Source organism: Neisseria sp. P0022.S010 (assembly GCF_051956635.1).
On the sequence record NZ_JBQCXF010000008.1, the window covers coordinates 1 to 20,963 of the forward strand.

At 44.2% G+C, this 20,963-nt stretch carries 17 protein-coding genes; 6 read left to right on the forward strand and 11 right to left on the reverse strand.

Going from position 1 to position 20,963, the window contains the following annotated elements; genetic code table 11:
• Positions 1–150 precede the first annotated feature (150 nt).
• From obgE to cysS, 3 genes are all read left to right on the forward strand, one after another.
• Complete coding sequence (gene obgE, locus ACTHUT_RS01995) at positions 151–1,305, forward strand: GTPase ObgE (RefSeq protein ID WP_440385941.1); 1,155 nt, start codon at positions 151–153, stop codon at positions 1,303–1,305.
• Between the two features lie 120 nt (positions 1,306–1,425).
• Positions 1,426–1,917: a hypothetical protein gene (locus ACTHUT_RS02000; protein ID WP_440385940.1), complete on the forward strand. Its 492-nt coding sequence runs from the start codon at positions 1,426–1,428 to the stop codon at positions 1,915–1,917.
• A gap of 78 nt (positions 1,918–1,995) precedes the next feature.
• Entirely contained in the window at positions 1,996–3,417 is a 1,422-nt protein-coding gene (gene cysS / locus ACTHUT_RS02005; protein WP_440385939.1) for a cysteine--tRNA ligase, read from the forward strand.
• 99 nt (positions 3,418–3,516) lie between these two features.
• On the opposite strand, the gene ACTHUT_RS02010 is transcribed toward cysS, so the two are convergent.
• Positions 3,517–4,122: a nitroreductase family protein gene (locus tag ACTHUT_RS02010; protein WP_440385938.1), complete on the reverse strand. Its 606-nt coding sequence runs from the start codon at positions 4,120–4,122 to the stop codon at positions 3,517–3,519.
• Positions 4,123–4,137: 15 nt separating this feature from the next.
• Complete coding sequence (locus ACTHUT_RS02015) at positions 4,138–4,533, reverse strand: DoxX family protein (protein WP_036492177.1); 396 nt, start codon at positions 4,531–4,533, stop codon at positions 4,138–4,140.
• A 128-nt stretch (positions 4,534–4,661) separates the two neighbouring features.
• On the opposite strand from ACTHUT_RS02015, the gene ACTHUT_RS02020 reads away from it, so the two are divergent.
• Positions 4,662–5,552, forward strand: coding sequence for a LysR family transcriptional regulator (locus ACTHUT_RS02020; protein ID WP_440385937.1), 891 nt, complete (start codon positions 4,662–4,664; stop codon positions 5,550–5,552).
• A 57-nt stretch (positions 5,553–5,609) separates the two neighbouring features.
• Here the strand turns inward: ACTHUT_RS02020 and ACTHUT_RS02025 are convergent, their stop codons facing one another.
• The 6 genes from ACTHUT_RS02025 to ACTHUT_RS02050 form a co-directional block, all read right to left on the reverse strand.
• Positions 5,610–5,951, reverse strand: coding sequence for a hypothetical protein (locus ACTHUT_RS02025; protein ID WP_049329464.1), 342 nt, complete (start codon positions 5,949–5,951; stop codon positions 5,610–5,612).
• A gap of 200 nt (positions 5,952–6,151) precedes the next feature.
• Entirely contained in the window at positions 6,152–8,425 is a 2,274-nt protein-coding gene (locus ACTHUT_RS02030) for a Tex family protein (RefSeq protein ID WP_440385936.1), read from the reverse strand.
• A 64-nt stretch (positions 8,426–8,489) separates the two neighbouring features.
• Positions 8,490–9,140: an ABC transporter ATP-binding protein gene (locus ACTHUT_RS02035; RefSeq protein ID WP_003747991.1), complete on the reverse strand. Its 651-nt coding sequence runs from the start codon at positions 9,138–9,140 to the stop codon at positions 8,490–8,492.
• On the reverse strand, positions 9,137–9,934 hold the full coding sequence (locus ACTHUT_RS02040; RefSeq protein WP_049349336.1) for an ABC transporter permease: 798 nt from the start codon (positions 9,932–9,934) through the stop codon (positions 9,137–9,139). Before ACTHUT_RS02040 ends, ACTHUT_RS02035 begins: the two co-directional genes overlap by 4 nt.
• Positions 9,934–11,103, reverse strand: coding sequence for a capsule biosynthesis protein (locus ACTHUT_RS02045; RefSeq protein WP_440385935.1), 1,170 nt, complete (start codon positions 11,101–11,103; stop codon positions 9,934–9,936). Before ACTHUT_RS02045 ends, ACTHUT_RS02040 begins: the two co-directional genes overlap by 1 nt.
• An 11-nt stretch (positions 11,104–11,114) precedes the next feature.
• Positions 11,115–12,290 carry a polysaccharide biosynthesis/export family protein gene (locus ACTHUT_RS02050; protein WP_440385934.1) on the reverse strand — a complete coding sequence of 392 codons (1,176 nt, stop codon included), beginning with the start codon at positions 12,288–12,290 and terminating at the stop codon, positions 11,115–11,117.
• A 537-nt stretch (positions 12,291–12,827) separates the two neighbouring features.
• On the opposite strand from ACTHUT_RS02050, the gene ACTHUT_RS02055 reads away from it, so the two are divergent.
• Entirely contained in the window at positions 12,828–16,256 is a 3,429-nt protein-coding gene (locus tag ACTHUT_RS02055) for a CDP-glycerol:glycerophosphate glycerophosphotransferase (RefSeq protein WP_440385933.1), read from the forward strand.
• The gene (locus ACTHUT_RS02060; protein WP_440385932.1) at positions 16,253–17,506 is read left to right on the forward strand and encodes a hypothetical protein; all 1,254 of its coding nucleotides are present in this window, start codon (positions 16,253–16,255) and stop codon (positions 17,504–17,506) included. The genes ACTHUT_RS02055 and ACTHUT_RS02060 overlap by 4 nt, the downstream gene beginning before the upstream one ends.
• 209 nt (positions 17,507–17,715) lie before the next feature.
• On the opposite strand, the gene ACTHUT_RS02065 is transcribed toward ACTHUT_RS02060, so the two are convergent.
• From ACTHUT_RS02065 to ACTHUT_RS02075, 3 genes are read right to left on the reverse strand one after another with little or no spacing between them, the layout of a single operon-like run.
• Positions 17,716–19,086 (reverse strand): XcbB/CpsF family capsular polysaccharide biosynthesis protein, encoded by a 1,371-nt coding sequence (locus tag ACTHUT_RS02065; protein ID WP_440385931.1) that lies wholly within the window; start codon positions 19,084–19,086, stop codon positions 17,716–17,718.
• A 1-nt stretch (position 19,087) separates the two neighbouring features.
• On the reverse strand, positions 19,088–20,527 hold the full coding sequence (locus tag ACTHUT_RS02070; RefSeq protein WP_049349323.1) for an AMP-binding protein: 1,440 nt from the start codon (positions 20,525–20,527) through the stop codon (positions 19,088–19,090).
• A gap of 3 nt (positions 20,528–20,530) precedes the next feature.
• Positions 20,531–20,761 (reverse strand): acyl carrier protein, encoded by a 231-nt coding sequence (locus tag ACTHUT_RS02075; RefSeq protein WP_003747973.1) that lies wholly within the window; start codon positions 20,759–20,761, stop codon positions 20,531–20,533.
• Positions 20,762–20,963 lie beyond the last annotated feature (202 nt).

Sequence of the window (20,963 nt, forward strand, 5' to 3'; positions counted from 1 at the left end):
CCAATAAATCCAAGGCCGTCTGAAACCATATTTCAGACGGCCTAAAACCGAAATATCCTTTATAATAAGCAACATTTTATCCGTTCAGACACCAAGCTCCTCTATTAACAAAGGCCGTCTGAAACAACCGAATACCCATAAGAGAACATCATGAAATTCATCGACGAAGCAAAAATCGAAGTCGCCGCAGGCAAAGGCGGTAATGGCGCAACCAGTTTCCGCCGCGAAAAATTCATACCGCGCGGCGGCCCTGACGGCGGCGACGGCGGCAAAGGCGGCAGCGTTTGGGCAGAAGCCGACGAAAACACCAACACCCTCGTCGAATACCGCTTCGTCAAACGCTACCAAGCCAAAAACGGCGAAAAAGGCCACGGCTCCGACCGCTACGGCGCAGGGGCGGACGACATCGTCCTCAAAATGCCCGTCGGCACCCTCATCCGCGACCTCGACACTGACGAAATCGTCGCCGACCTGACTTATCACGGACAGCGCGTCTGCCTCGCCAAAGGCGGCAAAGGTGGCTTGGGCAATATCCACTTCAAATCCTCCGTCAACCGCGCGCCCAAACAATCCACGCCCGGCGAAGAAGGCGAAACCCGTTCCCTACAACTCGAGCTTAAAGTCCTTGCCGATGTCGGCTTGTTAGGCATGCCCAACGCCGGCAAATCCACCCTGATTACCGCCGTATCCGCCGCACGCCCCAAAATCGCCAACTACCCCTTCACCACCCTGCATCCAAACTTGGGCGTCGTGCGCATCGACGAAAACCACAGCTTCGTCATGGCCGATATCCCCGGCCTGATTGAAGGCGCGGCAGAAGGCGCAGGCCTCGGCCACCGCTTCCTCAAACACTTATCACGTACCGGCCTGCTGCTGCACGTCGTCGATTTGGCACCCTTCGACGAAACCGTCAACCCCGCCGAAGAAGCCCTCGCCATCATCAACGAACTGCGCAAATACGACGAAGAACTCTACGACAAACCGCGCTGGCTGGTGCTGAACAAACTCGATATGCTCGATGAAGAAGAAGCCCAAACGCGTACCGCCGCCTTCCTCGAAGCCATCGGCTGGGATTACCCCAAACCAGACGACCGCTTCCAATTCGACATGGAAACCCCGCGCCTCTTCCAAATCAGTGCCCTGACCCACCAAGGCACGCAGGAATTGGTACACCAAATCAACCAATACCTGACCGAGAAAAAACGCATCGAAGCGGAGAAAGCCGAAGCGGAGCAGGCAGCCGCAAAAGCCGAAATTGTCGAGCAGCAACCTAAAACGGATATGAGCGTGTTTAAAGCAGAATAAATGTTTTCAGACGGCCTGTTGGATAGAAAGGCCGTCTGAAAACATATCAACCGTATCGTAAGATACAAAAAGATTACTTAATGAGGTATAACAGCCCAAGCCATTTAACAAAGGAAAACTATGTTAAACAAAATTTCTATTTTTATTCCGATAACTTTATTAGCTGCTTGCTCAACTATCTCACAAACAAATTCATATCAAGCCAACGGCGATACTTTTGTAACGCCCAAAAACTGGATACTGATTGATACACATGACAATCTACCTGCATATTTACTCTCGGAAAGCCTAGAAAAATCCGTACTCACTCTACCAAACAATAAAACAGTTGTTTATCTAAGTGGAATAGTTATTACGCATTTTAATAAGGGAGGAAAAATCCATTCTTTATCTTCCCATATGATTATCGAAGATTGCCAACAACCACAGCTAACCTCTTTAGGAGGATTAGCTACGCAATATGAGCAACCTTTACTCAGAGGTAACTCTACGCTAACAGAATCTAAACTACCATTATCATTGAAAAAAAAATCACATGCTATTGCGTGCGAATATGCACAAAAGCATAATGTGCCGACTGAAAAAATCACATTACCAACAAAGAAACAATAAATTATCTGTTTTTCCCATTTCAATAAAGCATACTTCTAATGCCCTAATGCATAACTTTTTTATCCAATACCAAACACCATGACCACCATCTACAACACCCTTACCCGTCAAAAAGAACCCTTCTCCCCCATCGACCCTAAAAACGTGCGTATGTACGTTTGCGGCATGACTGTTTACGACTACTGCCACTTAGGCCATGCCCGAGTGATGGTTGTATTCGACATGATTGCCCGCTGGCTGCGCGAGTGCGGTTATCCGCTCACTTATGTGCGTAACATTACCGACATCGACGACAAAATCATTGCCCGTGCGGCTGAAAACGGCGAGACCATCGGCGAACTGACCGCGCGTTTCATTCAGGCTATGCACGAAGATGCCGATGCTTTGGGCGTGTTGCGTCCCGACATCGAGCCGAAGGCGACGGAAAACATTCCGCAAATGATTGCCATGATTGAAACCCTGATTCAAAATGGCAAGGCATATCCTGCTGCAAACGGCGACGTTTACTACGCCGTGCGCGAGTTTGCCGCTTACGGACAATTATCGGGTAAATCGTTGGACGACCTGCGCGCAGGCGAGCGCGTGGAAGTGGACGGTTTCAAACGTGATCCGCTTGATTTTGTGTTGTGGAAAGCCGCCAAAGCAGGCGAACCGGCATGGGAAAGCCCGTGGGGCAATGGTCGTCCGGGTTGGCACATCGAATGCTCCGCCATGAGTGAAAACCTGTTCGGCGATACTTTCGATATTCACGGTGGCGGCGCGGATTTGCAGTTCCCGCACCACGAAAACGAAATCGCCCAAAGTGTCGGCGCGACAGGACATACCTGCGGCCATGACCACGCGCAAGCCCACCACGGTCAAAGCATTGCCAGCCACGTCAAATACTGGCTGCACAACGGCTTTATCCGTGTGGACGGCGAAAAAATGTCCAAATCGCTGGGCAACTTCTTCACCATCCGCGAAGTGTTGAAACAATACGACCCCGAAGTCGTGCGTTTCTTCATCCTGCGCGCCCACTACCGCAGCCCGCTGAATTACTCCGACGCGCATTTGGACGACGCAAAAGGCGCGCTGACACGCCTGTACACCACGCTGAAAAACACCCCTGCCGCCGCGTTCAAATTGTCCGAAAACGCAAATGACTACACCCGTCGCTTCTACGCCGCCATGAACGACGATTTTGGTACGGTCGAAGCCGTTGCCGTACTGTTCGAACTGGCAGGCGAAGTGAACAAAACCAATGATGCACACCTCGCCGGCTGCCTGAAAGCTTTGGGCGGCATCATCGGCCTGCTGCAACGCGATCCGACCGAGTTCCTGCAAGGCGGTGCCGTTTCAGACGGTCTGTCCAACGAGGAAATCGACGATTTGATCGCCCGCCGCAAACAGGCACGCGCGGATAAAAACTGGGCGGAATCCGACCGTATCCGCGACCTTCTGAACGAACACAAAATCATTCTGGAAGACAATGCCGGCGGTACAACTTGGCGCCGCGGTTGATTTCATGGCATAGATAAAAGGCCGTCTGAAACTGTTTTCAGACGGCCTTTTTAATTTTGGTATTTCAAAAAACACCCTTTATTTAAAACATCATTTCATTTATGCGCCGAATACTTTCAGACGGCCTTCGATCGGTTGGAAGGTTTTTTCGCCGGCAGGAGCCGCGATACCGCCAATCACCATTTGCGCACGCAATAACCAGCTTTCCGGCAGGTTCCATTCTTTGGCGATGGCCGCATCAGGCAGCGGATTGTAGTGTTGCAGATTGGCGCCGATACCGGCAGCCGCCAATGTTGTCCACACGGCATATTGAACCATGGCATTTGCCTGATCCGCCCAGATCGGGAAATTGGCCGCATAAGATGGGAACTGCTCTTGCAAGCCTTTGACAACATCTTGATCTTCAAAGAACAAAACTGTCGCCGCGCCTGCTTTAAACAAGTTCAGTTTTTGTGCAGTGGCTTCAAACTGCTCAGCAGGGACAACCGCACGCAAAGCTTCTTCGACAAAATGCCACACTTTGGTATGTTCTTCGCCAAACAATACGACCACTCGGGCAGATTGCGAATTAAAAGAAGACGGCGTATGCAAAACGGCGTGTTCGATGATTTTGGTTACTTCCTCATTGGGCAGAGGCAGGGTGTTGTTCAATGCATAGATAGAACGACGGGTTTCAGCAGCTTGTTGCAAAACAGAATAAGTCATGATCTTTTCCTTAAATTAATCTTTATCTTTACCAAAAACGTTATCCAAAGCCCACGCTCCACCGCCGGCTACTGCCAGGTACAAAAACACGAAGCAGAACAAAACGGCAGATTCACCCTGGTTGGCCAATGGAAACAAAACATTACCAGAAGACGCGTGCGCCATAAAGTAGGCGACTGCCATCTGACCGGACAAAACAAACGCGGCCGGACGGGTGAACAATCCCAATATCAATAAGATACCGCCGACAATTTCCAAAATACCGGCCACCAGCATCAAGCCTTCAGGCGCGCCGCCCATGGACATCGGAAAACTGAAAAACTTGGCCGTGCCATGCAGCAAAAACAGATATGCCGTCACAATGCGCAAGACAGACAATACAACAGGTTGAAATGATTTGAGGGCTGACATCTTCATAATCCTTATTTTAATGGCTACCTGAAAGAGGTAGGGAGCAATTTCAATAAGTGCAATATAGATAATTCCCAGTAAGAGATATATACTCGAATTATTGATACAACGTTTCCTAATAAGAAATCATGGACACCCTATTCAGCCTAAAAGTTTTCCGCCAAGTTGTTCAAAGCGGCAGTTTTACCCGTGCCGCCGATCAGCTCGACATCTCCACCGCCATGGCCAGCAAACACGTCAGCCATCTGGAAAACACCATTCAAGCCAAGCTCTTACACCGCAACAGCCGTAATCTCCACCTGACCGAAGCAGGCGAAGAATACTACCGCCAATGCAGCTACGCGCTGGATACCTTGGACACCGCCGCCCAAAAAGCGGCAGGCGGCACCGACACGCCGCAAGGTATGTTGCGCGTTACCATGCCCTTGTGGTTTGCAGGTGGCAATATGAGCGCATGGTTGGCAGAATACCGCCAGCGTTATCCCAAAGTCACGCTCGACCTCGTCCTCGACAACCGCCATATCGACCTCATCGCCGAAGGTTTCGACCTCGCCTTACGCGTTTCCAAAACCCCCTCCCCTTCGCTGATCGTCAAACCGCTGGCCAAAATTGAGTTCGTCCTACTTGCCGCCCCCGACTACCTTGCCCAACACGGCACACCCGATACACCCGAAGCCGTCATGCAGCATCAAGCGATTCTACCTTCCTATACCAGTCAACAAGACTGGGAAATTACCCACCGCCACACCGGAGAAAAAGCCATTCTCCACCTCTCCCCCGTTATCCGCAGCGACAACACGCTGATGATACGCGAGCTGATTAAAGCAGGTGCAGGCATAGGCTATCAGCCCCTTTGGGCGGTCCAGCAGGAATTGAAGGACGGCACATTGGTCCAACTCCTGCCCGATTACACCATCTGGACAGACCAACTGAATGCCACTTATGTCGACAGGGCATTCCTCAGCGCGAAAGTGCGCAGCTTTATCGACTTTCTCAATGAAAAAATATCGGAAGGATAAACATCAAGGCCATCTGAAACACTTTTCAGACGGCCTTTAATCAAAGCAACAATCCAATCAATAATTGGTCGAGCAGAACTGTTCGCGTTTGTCCGCATCGGCGGCATAGCATGTCAAACCCATGCCTGACGCATTGCTGTTGTTCGCTTTCGCACCCGGTTTCTTGTTCACCAAAACCTTACCGTTTTTTCCGATTTCCACGGTTACACCTTTGCCGTTTTTCAGCTTCCATTTCAACACTTGCGCATCAGCATTCTGACACTTATTGACTGTACAGCCGCCTTCTGTCGCAACATTACCGTTTTTATAAATCACGCACTGCTGCTGGCTGTCGGTACAAGCCGCATAAGCCGCAACGGAGAAACAGGAAATCAGCGCGGCAAACAAAACAGGTTTCATGGTTTGAACTCCTAAGGTTGTGATGATGGGTTTGTAATATTTGGAACTATACGCTTGTTTGCATGTGCCTACTACAAAATGTATCGGTAAGATTCAATAGACGCAGCACTATATCCATTCCACCAATTATCTAATTCGCCCCATACGATAAAGGCCGTCTGAACATCACTTCTCAGACGACCTTCAATTGGTTTTCTACCTTACCGCTTCAACCTCGCAAACGCATCCGCCATCGCCGAATTGGTCGGGGCGCGGTCGTTGCGTTGGGGTTTACGGTCGCGGCGTTCCTGATGTCGGGTTTCAGACGGCCTGTTGCCTTTGGCTGAGCCGCCCGGTTCGTCATCCAAACGCATAGTCAGCGCGATGCGTTTGCGTGCGGCGTCGACTTCCAGCACTTTCACTTTCACCACTTCGCCGGCTTTCACCACTTCGCGCGGGTCTTGGACGAATTTATTGGACAAAGCGGAGATGTGCACCAAGCCATCCTGATGGACGCCGATGTCTACGAACGCGCCGAAGTTGGCGACGTTGGAGACCACGCCTTCGAGTATCATGCCGACTTGCAAGTCGCTGATTTCGTGGATGCCTTCGGCGAAGGAGGCCGTCTGAAACTCGCCGCGTGGGTCGCGGCCGGGTTTTTCCAGTTCGGACAGGATGTCCAGAATGGTCGGCAGGCCGAAGCGTTCGTCGATGAAGTCGGACGCTTTGATTTGCTTCACGCGCTCGCGGTTGCCGATGAGTTCGGCGGCGGTAATACCTTGTTGCGCCAGCATTTTGGCGACGACGGGATAGGCTTCGGGGTGGACGGCGCTTGTGTCCAGCGGCTCTTTGCCGCCGTTAATCCGCAAAAAGCCTGCCGCCTGCTCGAAGGTTTTTTCGCCCAAACGCGGCACTTTCAGCAATCTTTTGCGGCTGTCGAACGCGCCGTTTTCATCACGGTAGGCAACGATGTTTTGGGCAAGGGTTTGATTCAAACCGGAAATCCGCGCCAAGAGCGGGGCAGAGGCGGTGTTCACGTCCACGCCGACGGCGTTCACGCAGTCTTCGACCACCGCGTCCAGCGATTTGGCGAGCTGGCTTTGGTTCACGTCGTGCTGATACTGGCCAACGCCGATGGATTTGGGGTCGATTTTGACCAATTCGGCAAGCGGGTCTTGCAGCCTGCGGGCGATGGACACTGCGCCGCGCAGGGAAACGTCCAAGTCGGGAAACTCGCGCGCCGCCAGTTCGGATGCGGAATAAATCGACGCGCCGGCTTCGGACACGACGATTTTGTGCAGCCCCATTTCCGGCATTCCGCGCACCAGTTCGCCTGCGATTTTGTCGGTTTCGCGGCTGGCGGTGCCGTTGCCGATGGCGATGAGCTTCACGCCGTGCTGCTTAATCAGGCGCGACAGTGTTGCTAACATATTGTTTTCTTGATGCAAATAGACGATGACGGTATCCAGCAGCTTGCCCGTGTCGTCCACCACGGCGCATTTCACGCCGTTGCGGTAGCCGGGGTCGAGACCCAAAGTGGTCAGCCGTCCGGCGGGCGCGGCAAGCAGCAAGTCTTTGAGATTGCGGGCGAACACGGTAATTGCGTCGGTGTCGGCGGCTTCTTTCAGACGGCCTAAGGCTTCGAGTTCCAGCGACAAAAAGATTTTCGCGCGCCAAGTCAGGCGCACGGTGTCGCGCAGCCATTTGTGGCCGTCTGAAACCTTGAAGCGGCGGGCGATGATTTGCTCGTATTCGCTTTGCTGCGTAATCGGCGTGTCGTCGGGCTGGTATTTGAGCGCGATGTTCAATACGCCTTCGTTGCGGCCGCGCAAAACCGCCAGCACGCGGTGGCTGGGCATGGCGCGGACGGGTTCGCGGTGGTCGAAATAATCGCTGAATTTTTCGCCTTCGGTTTCTTTGCCTTCAACGACTTGTGCGTGGATTTCGGCTTCGTTCCACAGTTTGTCGCGCAGCGTGCCGATGAGTTCCGCGTCTTCGGCAAACTGCTCCATCAGAATCGCGCGCGCGCCGTCCAGCGCGGCTTTGGTGTCGGGGACGTTTTCGTTCAGGTAGCCTTGCGCAGCGGCTTCCACGTCCTGCGGCTGCTCGGCAAGCAACACGTCCGCCAGCGGCTGCAAACCGTGTTCGCGCGCGATTTGCGCCTTAGTGCGGCGTTTGGGTTTGTAGGGCAGATACAGGTCTTCCAGCGCGGTTTTGTTGTCGGCGGCTTCGATTTGCGCCCTGAGGTCGTCTGAAAGCTTGCCTTGCTCTTCAATGCTTTTTAAAACAACGGCTTTGCGCTCTTCCAACTCGCGCAGGTATTGCAGCCGCTCGGCAAGCTGGCGCAACTGCGTGTCGTCCAGCCCGCCTGTGGCTTCTTTACGGTAACGCGCGATAAACGGCACGGTCGCACCGTCGTCTAAAAGCTCGATAGCGGCGTTAATTTGAGCGGCTGTAGCCGAAAGTTCTTGAGAAAGAATTTGAGTAATGTTCATCAATAGAATTCCAACGGACAGGCCGTCTGAAATTTCAGACGGCCTGATTTAAAAAACAATCGCTTTAAGGCAGCGAATTATAATATTCGTAGGCTTTGTCCATGTCTTCAAACTGGTACATATGTCCTTTTTCCAACACCATCGCATTATCGCAATACTGCTTCATGGCGCTGTGGCTGTGCGACACCAAAATGATGGAACGGTCTTTACGCTTTTCAAACAACTCGTACTTACATTTATCGGCAAAGCGCGAATCGCCAACCGCAATCACTTCGTCAATCAGATAGCAGTCAAATTCTACCGCCAACGACAAAGCAAATGCCAAACGCGCCTTCATACCTGAAGAATAACGCTTAACCGGCTCGTAAAGATATTGACCCAGCTCGGAAAACTCTTCGGTAAAGTTCTTCACATAATCGATATCGACATTGTAAATCCGGCAGATGAAACGCAAATTGTCCATACCGGTCAGACTGCCTTGAAACGCACCGGAGAATGCCAAAGGCCAAGAAATACTCATCGTCCGCTTGATTTCGCCCGTGGTCGGCGGCTCAACGCCACTGATCAAACGAATAAGCGTCGATTTACCTGCACCATTGCGGCCGAGAATACCGATTTTCTCGCCCTTCTCCATTTTGAAGTTGATATCGTGCAAGACTGTCCGCCAACCTTGGCGGGTCAGATAGCGTTTGGAAACGTGTTCAACTGAAATCATTGCGGCTCAACCCCTTTGCTGAATCTCGCCACCATCGCCAAACCAAGCAGCAGCAAAACTAAATTACACAACAAAATATACCAAGGATTTTCGTAAGTCGTGACGCTGTTACCAAAATATCCGGCACGGAACATTTCTGTACCATGCACCATCGGAAGCATCAGTACATAGTGTTGCAACTGCTGAGGCAGGTTGTGTACGAAGAAAAACACGCCGGACAAAGGCATCATCACAAAACTGATGGTACTCCAAACTTTGCCAAACGGCTCAAAATGAAACGCCACCGAACAGATGACCAGCCCCAACCCAACGGCAAACATTGCCATCAGCAGCCAAGCCAACAACATATAGAAAATATCTGCCGGTACATCAATCCAGCCGATGAGGACCAATGCGAACATAATCACGACCTGCGCAATGGTGGCACCGGCAATCTCCAACAACATACGCGCAAAAATGGTATCTAAAACGCGTACATTTCGGTGATACAGCAGGCTTGTGTTGGCCGCAATCGAACCAATGGCGCGATTGGAAGCATTACGCCACATCATCATCATCGGATAGCCTGTCAGCGTGAAAGCCACGATATTCAAAGCTGACACGTTGTTCATGCGGAAGAATTTCCACATCAACACCATAACCAAAGTCAGCAGCAAAGGTTCGACAAACAACCACAAAAAACCAATGTTATTACGACCGTAGCGAGTAATAATTTCACGCATTAAGAGTGCGCCGATTACCCTTTTTTGGATAAGCAGCGACTCCCAAAACGATGTTTTATGTAGCTCTTTCATCAGTTTTTATGCTCACGGATACTTGCAGACAGCAACACGGCAATGCCATAGACAATCAAACCGATGACAAACGTTGCCACGATGTTGTACAAACGGTTTGGCTCATGCGCCAAGTCAGGTTTGTTCGGTTGAGAAATCACTTCCAAATACAATTGCTGACGATCTGCTTCCGCTTTTGCACTTTCCAAAGAAGTCATCGCCGCAGCCAATTGTTTTTCGGCCAATTCGTTTTCCAAATACACGCGTTGATATTCTGCCGCCTGATTGGACAACGAACCCTCGCCACCGCCGGAAATCGCTTTCATTTGTTGCGAGATTTCTTTACGCAAGCTCTTCTCACGCGCAATCAAACCTGGAATTTGCGGGTTTTCAGGCGTAACGGCTTTTACCTGGTCCAGCTGGGTCTGAATGACAATCAACTCGTCCTGCAATTTAGACACCAAACCCATTTGCACATCGGATTGCGCCTTCAAGTCGAAAATACCGTTGGACACACGGAATTTTGTCAATTGGGCAGAAGCTTCTTTAACTTTCTCTTCAGCAGAATTGACCACTTCCTGAGCATAACGAATCGTATCTTGACGCGCACGCTCGTTCAGCTGGTTGATCAATACCTCACCCTGTTTGAGCAAAGCATCATTGATCTTTTGAGATTCACCGGCATTGAACGATGTAACGCTCAAATTGGAAATGCCTGAGACAGAGTCAAAATGGATGGATACCTTATCGCGGTAATATTGATAAAACGCCTCATCCTCGCCACGCAGGCCAAAACCATTAAAACGGCTGAAAATGTCGCCTTCTTTTTCATAAAAATCACGAACGGGCATTTTCTTACGCAACGCGTCCAAAGCCGAACGCGATTGCATATATTCCTGCACGGTATAAATATCGTCTTGAGAACGAGAAAAACCGGACCCCTGCAAAATGGCACCCAAGCCGTTCAAGGACGACTGGCTCTTAGGAGAACGCACCACAAAGCTGGACTGGGATGTGAACTGATCAGAAGCAAATAGTCCGTAATACACACCGGAACACAAAGTCGGCACGACAACCGTTACCCAAAGCAACGGATTAATCTTACGCAACCAAGACTTCTTGGCCTTTTTCTTTTCGGGAGCCGGTTGTTCCGGTTTCACATCCACATTTGCAGAAACTTGCTCAGACATTATTTTCCCCATTAATTCACTAAATTATTAATACTGTTCGCACCGCTAACCACAGGCGAGAACACAAATGACAAGAACTTACGTACTTCAGCCATCGGCGCATTCGATACGTACACCACGTCCTTATCCTTCACAGGGAAACGCTGCATCCAAAACATAGAATTCGCATCCGCCAGATTCAAACGGTAGACCACAGGAATCTCCGCACGATCGCCATAGCCCTTTTCAACCCATTTAGATTGTTTCTCAGGAGGCAGCTCGGATAAAGGCGCATAACGGAATACAAATACACCGCGCGCATCTGCACGATAATCCTGCAGACCGCCCATGCGTCCCACAGCCTCGGCCAAAGACAAACCCTTCACAGAGAAACCAATCTGCTGTGAGCGACCGACAGCACCCATAGAAGTAAATGTGCTTGGGTTTGTAATCATTGTGACTACATCACCGCGACGTAACAGAATATTTTGACGCGGATGCGCCACCAAATCTTCCAGAGCAATCGTTCTCACAACATTACCGCGTGTCAGCTGTACGTTCGTATCCTGTACATTCGCAGTCGAACCACCCACGGCAGCCACCGCATCCAACACACGCTCACCCGCAGCCGTCAAAGGCATACGCACACTGTTACCCGCACGAATAACCGATACATTCGCCGCATTGTTTTGCACCATGCGCACCATTACCTGCGGCTGGTTCGCCATTTTTTTCAGACGGCCTTTAATAATATTTTGCACCTGAACCGGTGTTTTACCAAGGACAGACACATCGCCGATAAACGGCACAGAAATCGTGCCTGAAGAGCTGACCATCTGTTCGGGCAGCTTCGTTTGCTGCGCATTACCCGAACCGGTAGACGACAAAGCCCCGCCGAACAACACAGCCGGAGGAGCTTCCCAAATCGTAATGTCCAACATATCACCGACGTCAATGGCACCGACAGAAGCATAGCCCTCTCCCAGTTGGGCCAAGGATTGGCCCACTTGAGCTTGATAAAGAGAAGCAGCCACATCAGCATTAACATCTACCAATTCCACATCGGGAATATTTGCCTCATTCTGTTGCCCCAAAGCAACAATTTTACCAGTACTTGGGCCGGAAGCAGGAAGAAGGCTACATGCCGACAACACTGTACTGAACATCAGCAACATCCCGCGCTGAGCAAAAAATTTAGCTTTAAACACAGATAAAATCCTAATATACTTGGAATTCAATTCCATCATTATAACATCTGAAAATCAATTTAGGCCGTCTAAAAAACGACGTCCGATTTTTACCACATTGCAAAAATGAAACGACTTAACAAAATAACTCTAGGACCAAGCATCCTCTTTGCTGGCCGCAATCTCCTCGCAAATCATACCTCATCACAATTGTCGATGCGCTTCCTTGACTCGCCATTCCATTATTAAAAACCGGCAGTTTCAAAACGGTATGTAGCTTCGTTAAAAATAGCAAAACACTCCTTCCCCACAAATTCCATACCAAAATAACGCCAAGAAGCCAGCTATTCCTCCTATACCACATTGTAAAATATGTTATCATTATAGTAAATTCTCTGTATAACATATTAAATTTTTAGAAGAATTTGGTTAAATACTCTACTTTTCAACACCAATAATTTCCCAAATAAGATCTATTTGATCTAAATAACTATTAAGACATTAATACGCATATTTAAACAATATTATTCACTAATTTATCAATTTGGATAACGTACAATGAATAGAAAGCTTAGAAAACTTCTTCGTGACCCAAAACTTTTTTTTGTAGATATGTACAAAAAACGAATTACACAAGTAAAAAGATATCTACCAATTAAACGAGCCGGGAAAAACCGATATACCGTTGTTGCTGCAGTATATAATGTTGAAAAATATCTAGATGACTTCTTTTCCAGCCTGACAAAACAAAGACTAAACTTTAAAAAGCATATTCAAATTATTTTAGTTGATGATGGCTCAGTCGATAAATCAGCTGAGATTATTCAAAAGTGGCAACAGAAGTTTCCTCAAAATATTCGCTATTTCTATAAAGAAAACGGCGGACAGGCCTCTGCGCGTAACTTAGGCTTGCAATATGTCGAAACTGATTGGGTAACCTTCATAGACCCAGATGATTTTGTCTCTCCTGATTACTTCTATAAAACAGATTCTTTCTTAAGTAAAAATGCCAATATCAGCATAGTCGGTTGTCCATTAGTCTTCTACTTTGAAGATAAAGACATGGTAAAAGATACACACCCCTTAAAATATCGTTTTGCTAAAGGAGATGTTGTACTTCCCTTATCAAATCTAAAAGATCATCTACAATTATCTGCAAGTACCGCTTTTTTCAAAATTGATAATATCCGTAACGCACATATTTCTTTTGATGAAGCAATGAAACCTAGCTTTGAAGATGCGAAATTTGTTACTGATTATATTCTAAATACTGATTTATCAACTAATGCTGCATTTTTATCAAAAATCAGTTATTTTTATCGAAAACGTTCTGATGGCTCATCCACTTTGGATGGAGCATGGCAAAATCCATTACTATTTTCTAGAGTGATTGAAAAAGGCTGTATTGAAATTTTAAAAACAGCTAAAAAGAAATTTGGAAACATTCCTGAACATATTCAAAGAATTGTCCTATACCATATCATTTGGTATTTTGGCCGTATCGTAAACAAACCTGCAGCATTGTCACACCTAAATGAAGAGCAAAAAAAACATTTCGTTGCCTTGCTACATGAAATGTTTTCGTACATTGATGAAAAAACAATCCTTCGCTTTAACTTGGCAGGAACATGGTTTTTTCAAAAAGTTGCCTTACTCGGTTTATTTAAAAATACAGCACCTAAAAGTCAAATTGCCTATATTGAAGATTTTGATTTAAAAAAGAAACAAATTTTGGTGAAATATTTTTCAAATTTTCCAATTGTTGAACAATGGGTAATCAATGGTAAGGAAATATTCCCTAAATACCAAAAAGAAGTTGTCTATGACTTTCTAGGCAGTTTATACACTAAAGAATACCGAACATGGCTTCCTTGTCACCACATGGGCGATTTAGAACTTTTTCTAGCCGGTAAAAGAGCTAAATTAACATTCTCAGGAAAACAATTTGACAAACTACCAATCGAAACAGTATTCACTTCATTCAAACAAAAATCCACGGTTAAATCGAATGCCTGGATTTTAATGGATAGGGACAATCAGGCCGATGATAATGCAGAACACTTATATCGTTATATTAGTGAAAATCATCCAGAACAAGATATTTATTTTGCCCTGAAAAAAACCTCCTCTGATTGGAAAAGGCTCGAACAAGATGGGTTTAATTTGCTTGAATTTGGCTCATCTGCATTTGAGAGTAAATTAAAAGACTGCGAAAAAATCATCAGTAGTCATGTTGATGGATATATCACACATTATTTCAAAGATAATTCCCTATTAGATAAAGACTACGTCTTTTTACAACATGGCATTACGAAAGATGATTTATCAGGTTGGTTAAATACCAAAAAAATTGCTTGTTTCGTTACAGCGACAAATCCAGAATACCATTCTATTGTGGACAATACGACTGCTTATAAATTTGGTAAAAAAGAAGTTAAACTGACAGGTTTCCCTCGTTATGACCGTTTACTCATCAATAACAATACCGAATCTAAACAGATTTTAATTATGCCAACATGGCGTAGCTCCATTGTAGGTACATATATCTCAGGTACAGAACGAACAAGAAACCCCGATTTCATGAAAACTAACTATGCCAGACATTGGCATGGTTTCATGAATCACACCATATTAAAAGAACTGAATGATCAAGGTTATCAAATCGTCTTTGCACCACATCCAAGTATTCAGGAATACATGGATGAGTTCACTGTGCCTGACTTTATTAAAATCTATAGCTATTCAGAAGGTAACATCCAATCCGTCTTCCAAAATACTAGCATCTTGATTACAGACTATTCATCTGTTGCATTTGATGTAGCCTATTTGAATAAAGCTATTTTGTATTATCAATTTGATTATGATGAAGTATTCTCCAGTGGAAATCACACCTATCAAAAAGGTTATTTTGACTATAACCGAGATGGTTTTGGTGCAGTTGCTTATAATGAAACAGAACTTCTGGCAGCATTAAAAGATCTGGTAGACAATCAAGCTAAAGTACCGGATTTGTATCAAACACGCATCGATAAGACATTCCAATTTAGGGATTCGAATAATTGTGAGCGTGTCTATCAGGCTATCCTTGACTTAGATAAACCTGAATTATCAAATGATCTAAACTATATAGAGAAAATGATTCTTCAAGTTGAGAACTTAGGTGAATGGGGTGTTGCTGCTTCAAGAATTGCTGCTATATTGGAAAATAGTTCTGATTTAACACCAGAAGAAAGGGCAAACTATATTAATAGATATTTGAATGCTCTATTTAAAGGTAACAAATTTGTTGAATTGTTGGATTGGTTAGAGAAACATCCAACCTCTGATGCTGACTACTGGAAAGCCAAAGTCAGCCTCCAAATTGGTAACCCTACTTTAGGAATTAAATATTTTTCTAAAAACAATATTGGTACTTTAGAAGATAAATTAATTGCTATATTGGCAGCATCCTTAGAGAATAATACTAAGCTAGCAAAAAAACTGAACCAACATATTTCATCTGATCTGTCAGAAAAGCACCACCTGATTCAATTGTTAGCTGAGAAAATCCTTCAAAAAGAATATTTTGTTGCTCTTGCCCTAATTGAAACATTATTGACTAAGTTTTTTACAGTTGAAGATAAAAAGACCTTCAAGCTGGAACTCTTAGCAAGTTATCTCTGTATGCGCTTAAACAATTTCCAACAAGCTCATAAATATTTAGTCCGTTATGAAGGGCATCAAAGAGGTGATATTGCATGTCGAATTGCCATTGCACGTTTGGCAAAACTGCGTCAAAACGGTGAAAAACTGTTTACTCAAATTAACCGTGCCTTTGGCCAAGATTTATTAATGATGCCGCAAGATCTGGTTCCCGCCTACCTGCAGGAACTGCATAATCAAGGTAATACAACAACCGAAAAGAAATTGCTCGAACAATTTACAGAAAAGTACCCGGATAGCAAAACTATTGCCTCATATAAGGCAGCCGTTAAGGAAGAAAAATGAACGAACAAATTTTTACTGCCAGTAATGGTATCGAAGTTATTTACCGACATAAACCCAGTAAATATGACTTTAAACATTTAATCATCGTATTTTCAGGTTTTCTCAATGCAACGCCTGGCAATTATGACTTTATTAATGCTATGACGGACTGCCCTGCTGACGTTATTTGGATTAACGATAATTTCCAAGGAATGTATACCTATTATCTGTGTATAGATATGGATTTTCGGGTTAAAGAAGCCGTACAGGAATTCATCCAATCTCAAATAAATCAACGTAATCTATCTCCTGAAAATGTCACCTTTACTGGATTTTCTAAAGGAGGGAGTGCGGCCCTTTATCATGCTCTAAGCATGAATATTAAAAACATTGTGGTTACTGTACCTCAGCTTCATATCGGAAATTATGTAGATAATTTCTGGAAATCAGTTGCTACCCACATGATGGGAAAAAACTATCAAAAGGCTCAAATAGATTATCTTGATAAACTAATCATTAACCTATTGAAAAAAGATCAAGATTTAGACAAGAATATTTATTTACTGACCTCAGAAGCCGATATCCAATTTCCAACCGAGATCCAACCGCATTTAGATGATTTCCGCAAATATCGGAATTTCAACTTGTTAAAAACTTATTCGGCATTTGTCCGAGAGCATAATCAGGTTACATCGCATCATACCGCATTGTTGCTTGGAATTTATTATGCATTAGCTTCAGAGGCAACTCCCCGATTTAATCAAGGCGAAGTCAATTTCTTTGGCACTCAACCAATACCAAAACCGAATGTAGCGAATCCAACTCCTTATGTAGATGTTAGAAACTGTGAATATAAAGACAAGATTCTATTTATAGAAGGTATTGCAATATTAAGAGGGGTACACATATCCAATTACAGCGATGTACAGTATGAACTGATTCTTCAGAATACTCGTACTCGAGAAACATACACCAAAGGTTTAGCAAAACTGCATCGTCCCCACCTGACTAGAGAGCTGTTTGATGGTGATTTTGTAATCTATGACAAAGGCTATTTCACAACACTTGATTTAAAAGGCATCGATATTTCTGACTTACCAAAAGCAGAATATCAACTGTATATTGCAATTAAATCTGGAGAGTACTATTCAAAACTGGCATTAAGCTCGCAAAAAACATTAACAAAATCCTCTGATACCTTTAGTTTTAACAGCAACTCATCTTTGGCAATACTTGAACTATTTAAAGAACAAGGCTTTGAAAATGTTTAATTCATTTTTTCTATACATGATACTGTTATAGACTTGCAGAATTTTAAGCTGGTTAAAAAATACTCTATTTCTTGATTGGTATTAACATTCTTAATTTGGCGCAGATGTAAGTTAACCTGATAAAGGCCGTCTGAAAGAGATATTTTCAGACGGCCTTTACTATTGGATAACTGCACTAATCAAATTCTACCATCCATTTACTTCAGATCTTAATTCAAATTAATGTCTGAATCAGTGATATGAATTCCTAACAACAAATTATTAATAATGGTATGTATTAAAAATGAAGCATTACTTGGAAAATCAGTATGTTTCCGGATTTTCTCAAAATCAAATTCATATAATACGATTGCCGGCAAAGATCGTTTAAGTTCTTTTATATCTGGATAAAACTCCGAAACCTTAGCAGAGGAAATAACCACTTGATTATCAAAATTATGATTAATTCTAGTAGGTAGTTCTTTAAATGTTTCTATAATTGGTTTGCGGATTGAATTTAAATACAAAGGATCCTTACCTTTATAGTAATTATGGTTACCTAAAAAAGGATCAATAGCAAAAGTTTTATACTCCCCAAGCAATCCATGATAGATTGCACCAGTACCTCCTGAAGAGTACCCTGAAATTATTATATTTTCCTTTTCTACTCCATAAATATTCATTAGGCTCTTGATAAAACGCTGAATATTATCTTCAATATTTTCATCAAACTTAGTATTTAAACCATGACTACCAAATGCATCAGCTACATCAGCCACACGAATAATATAGGTATTAGGCATAATACTATTAGCAATAAATGGAAATGGATGACTATAATACCTATCTAGCATATTTTCATTACTTTTATGCGTATACGAAAATAATACTAATAGGTTCTTCTTATTAGAGTTAATGGATTTAGGTGCTTCAACAGTATAAAGTACATTTTCCAACTCATGGAAAGAGTCTGGGAAATAAGCCAAAAGATCTTTATAACTGTGCTTATTCACACGACGGAACACACTTACGCCCATTTTGTGTTCAACAGCTAAAAAGCCTCTATTATTTAGCTCATAAACATAATCACTTAGACCATGATTCCGAGCATAGCTTAGGAAAAACTCATTACTGTCGCCTTTAACACCGATGTATTCAACTTCCGGCTTATTCAAGTATTCGGCTAAGTTAATGCCTTTATGTTTTTCAACATTCAAGATGTAGCACAGTTCGCTGCCAAGATAAATGGAAGTAACTTCTAAAATCTCACTAAATTTATCCTCGATTTTTGCCCAATCGGCTTCAGCAAATTTAAAAGACAATACTGTCTTTTCTTGATTAACCGATTGTGGGTAACTTCCATAAACTTCTGAAATATATTTCAGGAATTTTGGAAAAATAGAAATTTTAGAAACTTTGCTCTTATTACGCTCAATAAAGTTAAAAGTTTGCCCTGATGTTGAATAGCTGATGCTGACAAAATAGTCGTTCAACAGAAAATCGAACACTATACTTTGATTGTTATAAATCCAAGCGTTAACCTTTTGAGGATCAATCTTGGCTTTTCGTAAGATGTTTTGCTGAATTTTATATAAATCCATTTTATAAACCCTGTTGATATTTTTCCAACAATGCTTTTTTGTCGGTTTTGTGGTTGGTGCTGACTGGAATTTCATCAATGTGAATAAATTCAGACGGCATCATGTAAGACGGTAAATTTTGTACTAATGCGTCTTTGATCGCCTGAGTATCTGCACTTTGCTTGGCTGTATAGAAACACACCAAACGCAATACTGCGCCTGTGTTGCGTTTCAAAGCCACTACTGCCACATTATCAAAGGCAAATTCCTTAAGGTTAAGGATTTTTTCTTCAATTTCTGAAAGTTCGATACGGTAGCCATTGAGCTTAATCTGCTCGTCTTTACGGCCTTGTACATAGAACAATCCATTTTTTTCAAAACCGTAGTCACCTGTTTTATAAGTACGGTTATCTGCACTGTGTACGACCAAACGTTTGGCATTTTCAGTTTCGTTGTTCAGATAGCCACGCATCACATGGTTACCGCTAATCCAAATCTCTTCGTCAACAATCTCTAATTTGGAATTAAGCACGGCAACGCCTACAGGCAACTCTTCTTCTGCCGCCAGCATATCAGGTGTGATATCAACGTAAGTTGTTGCTACAGTAGCCTCAGTCGGACCATAGGTATTGATAACACGGACACCGGGAAATTTTTGAAAAATCATATTTACTACCGGTTTGCCAAGTTTTTCGCCACAGAACAAAAATTCTTTCAAACTCGGTAAAGTAGCCTGACTACATTTAGGGTTAAGCAGCTGCTGCATGGCAAAAGAAGGCGTGGAAACCCAAGTAGTAATTTGTTGTTTGGCCAAAAAATCAATCCAGGTGGCAGGATTAGAAATAGCATCACGACTGTTCATGACAATACAACCGCCGTAAGCCAAGTTGCCAAAGATTTCGTACATTGACAAATCAAACGCAAACGGAGCCTGATTCATGAATACATTAGGTGCGGCTAAATTAAGCTGCTCTTTCATCCATTTCATCAGGTTGAATACAGCTTCACGACCGATTTGCACACCCTTAGGTGCGCCGGTTGTTCCTGAAGTAAACATGATGTAAGCCAAATCTTTTTCAGCCAGCTCTACTTCTTCGTCAGTCTGCTTTTCAAAAGTTTGCGTTGCCGAACGGTACACAAAGCGTGCTTTCGACAGTTGGCAGATATTGTTCAGACGGCTTTCAGGATAAATACTATCCACCGGAATAAAAGGGATTTTGTTTAATAAGCAGGCATAAATTGCCACTGCAAAATCAATTTCTTTATGGCCGTGCAACACCAAAGGAATGTTTTTGGTAATATCTGCTATGCTTTTGTAAGCCTCGATAAATGTGGCTATTTTTACGCGCAACTCTTCCCAAGAACATTCCTGAGTATCATTAACTAACGCTTTTCCCGAAGTTTGGTTGAAACGGTATTCCAAAAAATCATCAAGATTTTGGAATTCATTTAATTGTTTCATGATTTAGCCTTTGTAATTATTTTCAACATATTGAATGATATTGGCTGAATTTGCCAAAATATCAACCAGTTGCTCAAACGGCAAATCAACATCAAATTTTTGTTTGATGGCCATAACCAAATCCATTGCGCTCACGGAATCAATAAGTCCTGTAGACAACAATTCTTCATTTGCTGACACTTGTTTTTGTGCAACTTGTGAAATCAACGCCAAAACTTCGTTAGATACTGACATGGTAAGATCCTTTTATTAAAATTGAAATGATAACGCTTTGCACCCTGTGCATAACACTGTGATTATCCCATATTTTTTTACTTTTCAGGTAACTAAATATACAATATCCAAATAAAGCAATCCCTCTTTGGCAACATTTACATCAGGCCATCTGAAAGCGTTTGTATTTTCAGCCAACCGGTTTCACGACTTCCAAACACAA

Bases quoted from the DNA above. Each gene is read 5' to 3' on its own strand.
- ACTHUT_RS02055 (WP_440385933.1), top strand. From the start codon at position 12,828: ATGAATAGAAAGCTTAGAAAACTTCTTCGTGACCCAAAACTTTTTTTT.
- cysS (WP_440385939.1), top strand. From the start codon at position 1,996: ATGACCACCATCTACAACACCCTTACCCGTCAAAAAGAACCCTTCTCC.
- obgE (WP_440385941.1), top strand. From the start codon at position 151: ATGAAATTCATCGACGAAGCAAAAATCGAAGTCGCCGCAGGCAAAGGC.
- ACTHUT_RS02065 (WP_440385931.1), bottom strand. From the start codon at position 19,086: ATGGATTTATATAAAATTCAGCAAAACATCTTACGAAAAGCCAAGATT.
- ACTHUT_RS02075 (WP_003747973.1), bottom strand. From the start codon at position 20,761: ATGTCAGTATCTAACGAAGTTTTGGCGTTGATTTCACAAGTTGCACAA.
- ACTHUT_RS02070 (WP_049349323.1), bottom strand. From the start codon at position 20,527: ATGAAACAATTAAATGAATTCCAAAATCTTGATGATTTTTTGGAATAC.
- ACTHUT_RS02025 (WP_049329464.1), bottom strand. From the start codon at position 5,951: ATGAAACCTGTTTTGTTTGCCGCGCTGATTTCCTGTTTCTCCGTTGCG.
- ACTHUT_RS02000 (WP_440385940.1), top strand. From the start codon at position 1,426: ATGTTAAACAAAATTTCTATTTTTATTCCGATAACTTTATTAGCTGCT.
- ACTHUT_RS02045 (WP_440385935.1), bottom strand. From the start codon at position 11,103: ATGTCTGAGCAAGTTTCTGCAAATGTGGATGTGAAACCGGAACAACCG.
- ACTHUT_RS02020 (WP_440385937.1), top strand. From the start codon at position 4,662: ATGGACACCCTATTCAGCCTAAAAGTTTTCCGCCAAGTTGTTCAAAGC.
- ACTHUT_RS02060 (WP_440385932.1), top strand. From the start codon at position 16,253: ATGAACGAACAAATTTTTACTGCCAGTAATGGTATCGAAGTTATTTAC.
- ACTHUT_RS02030 (WP_440385936.1), bottom strand. From the start codon at position 8,425: ATGAACATTACTCAAATTCTTTCTCAAGAACTTTCGGCTACAGCCGCT.
- ACTHUT_RS02035 (WP_003747991.1), bottom strand. From the start codon at position 9,140: ATGATTTCAGTTGAACACGTTTCCAAACGCTATCTGACCCGCCAAGGT.
- ACTHUT_RS02010 (WP_440385938.1), bottom strand. From the start codon at position 4,122: ATGACTTATTCTGTTTTGCAACAAGCTGCTGAAACCCGTCGTTCTATC.
- ACTHUT_RS02015 (WP_036492177.1), bottom strand. From the start codon at position 4,533: ATGTCAGCCCTCAAATCATTTCAACCTGTTGTATTGTCTGTCTTGCGC.
- ACTHUT_RS02040 (WP_049349336.1), bottom strand. From the start codon at position 9,934: ATGAAAGAGCTACATAAAACATCGTTTTGGGAGTCGCTGCTTATCCAA.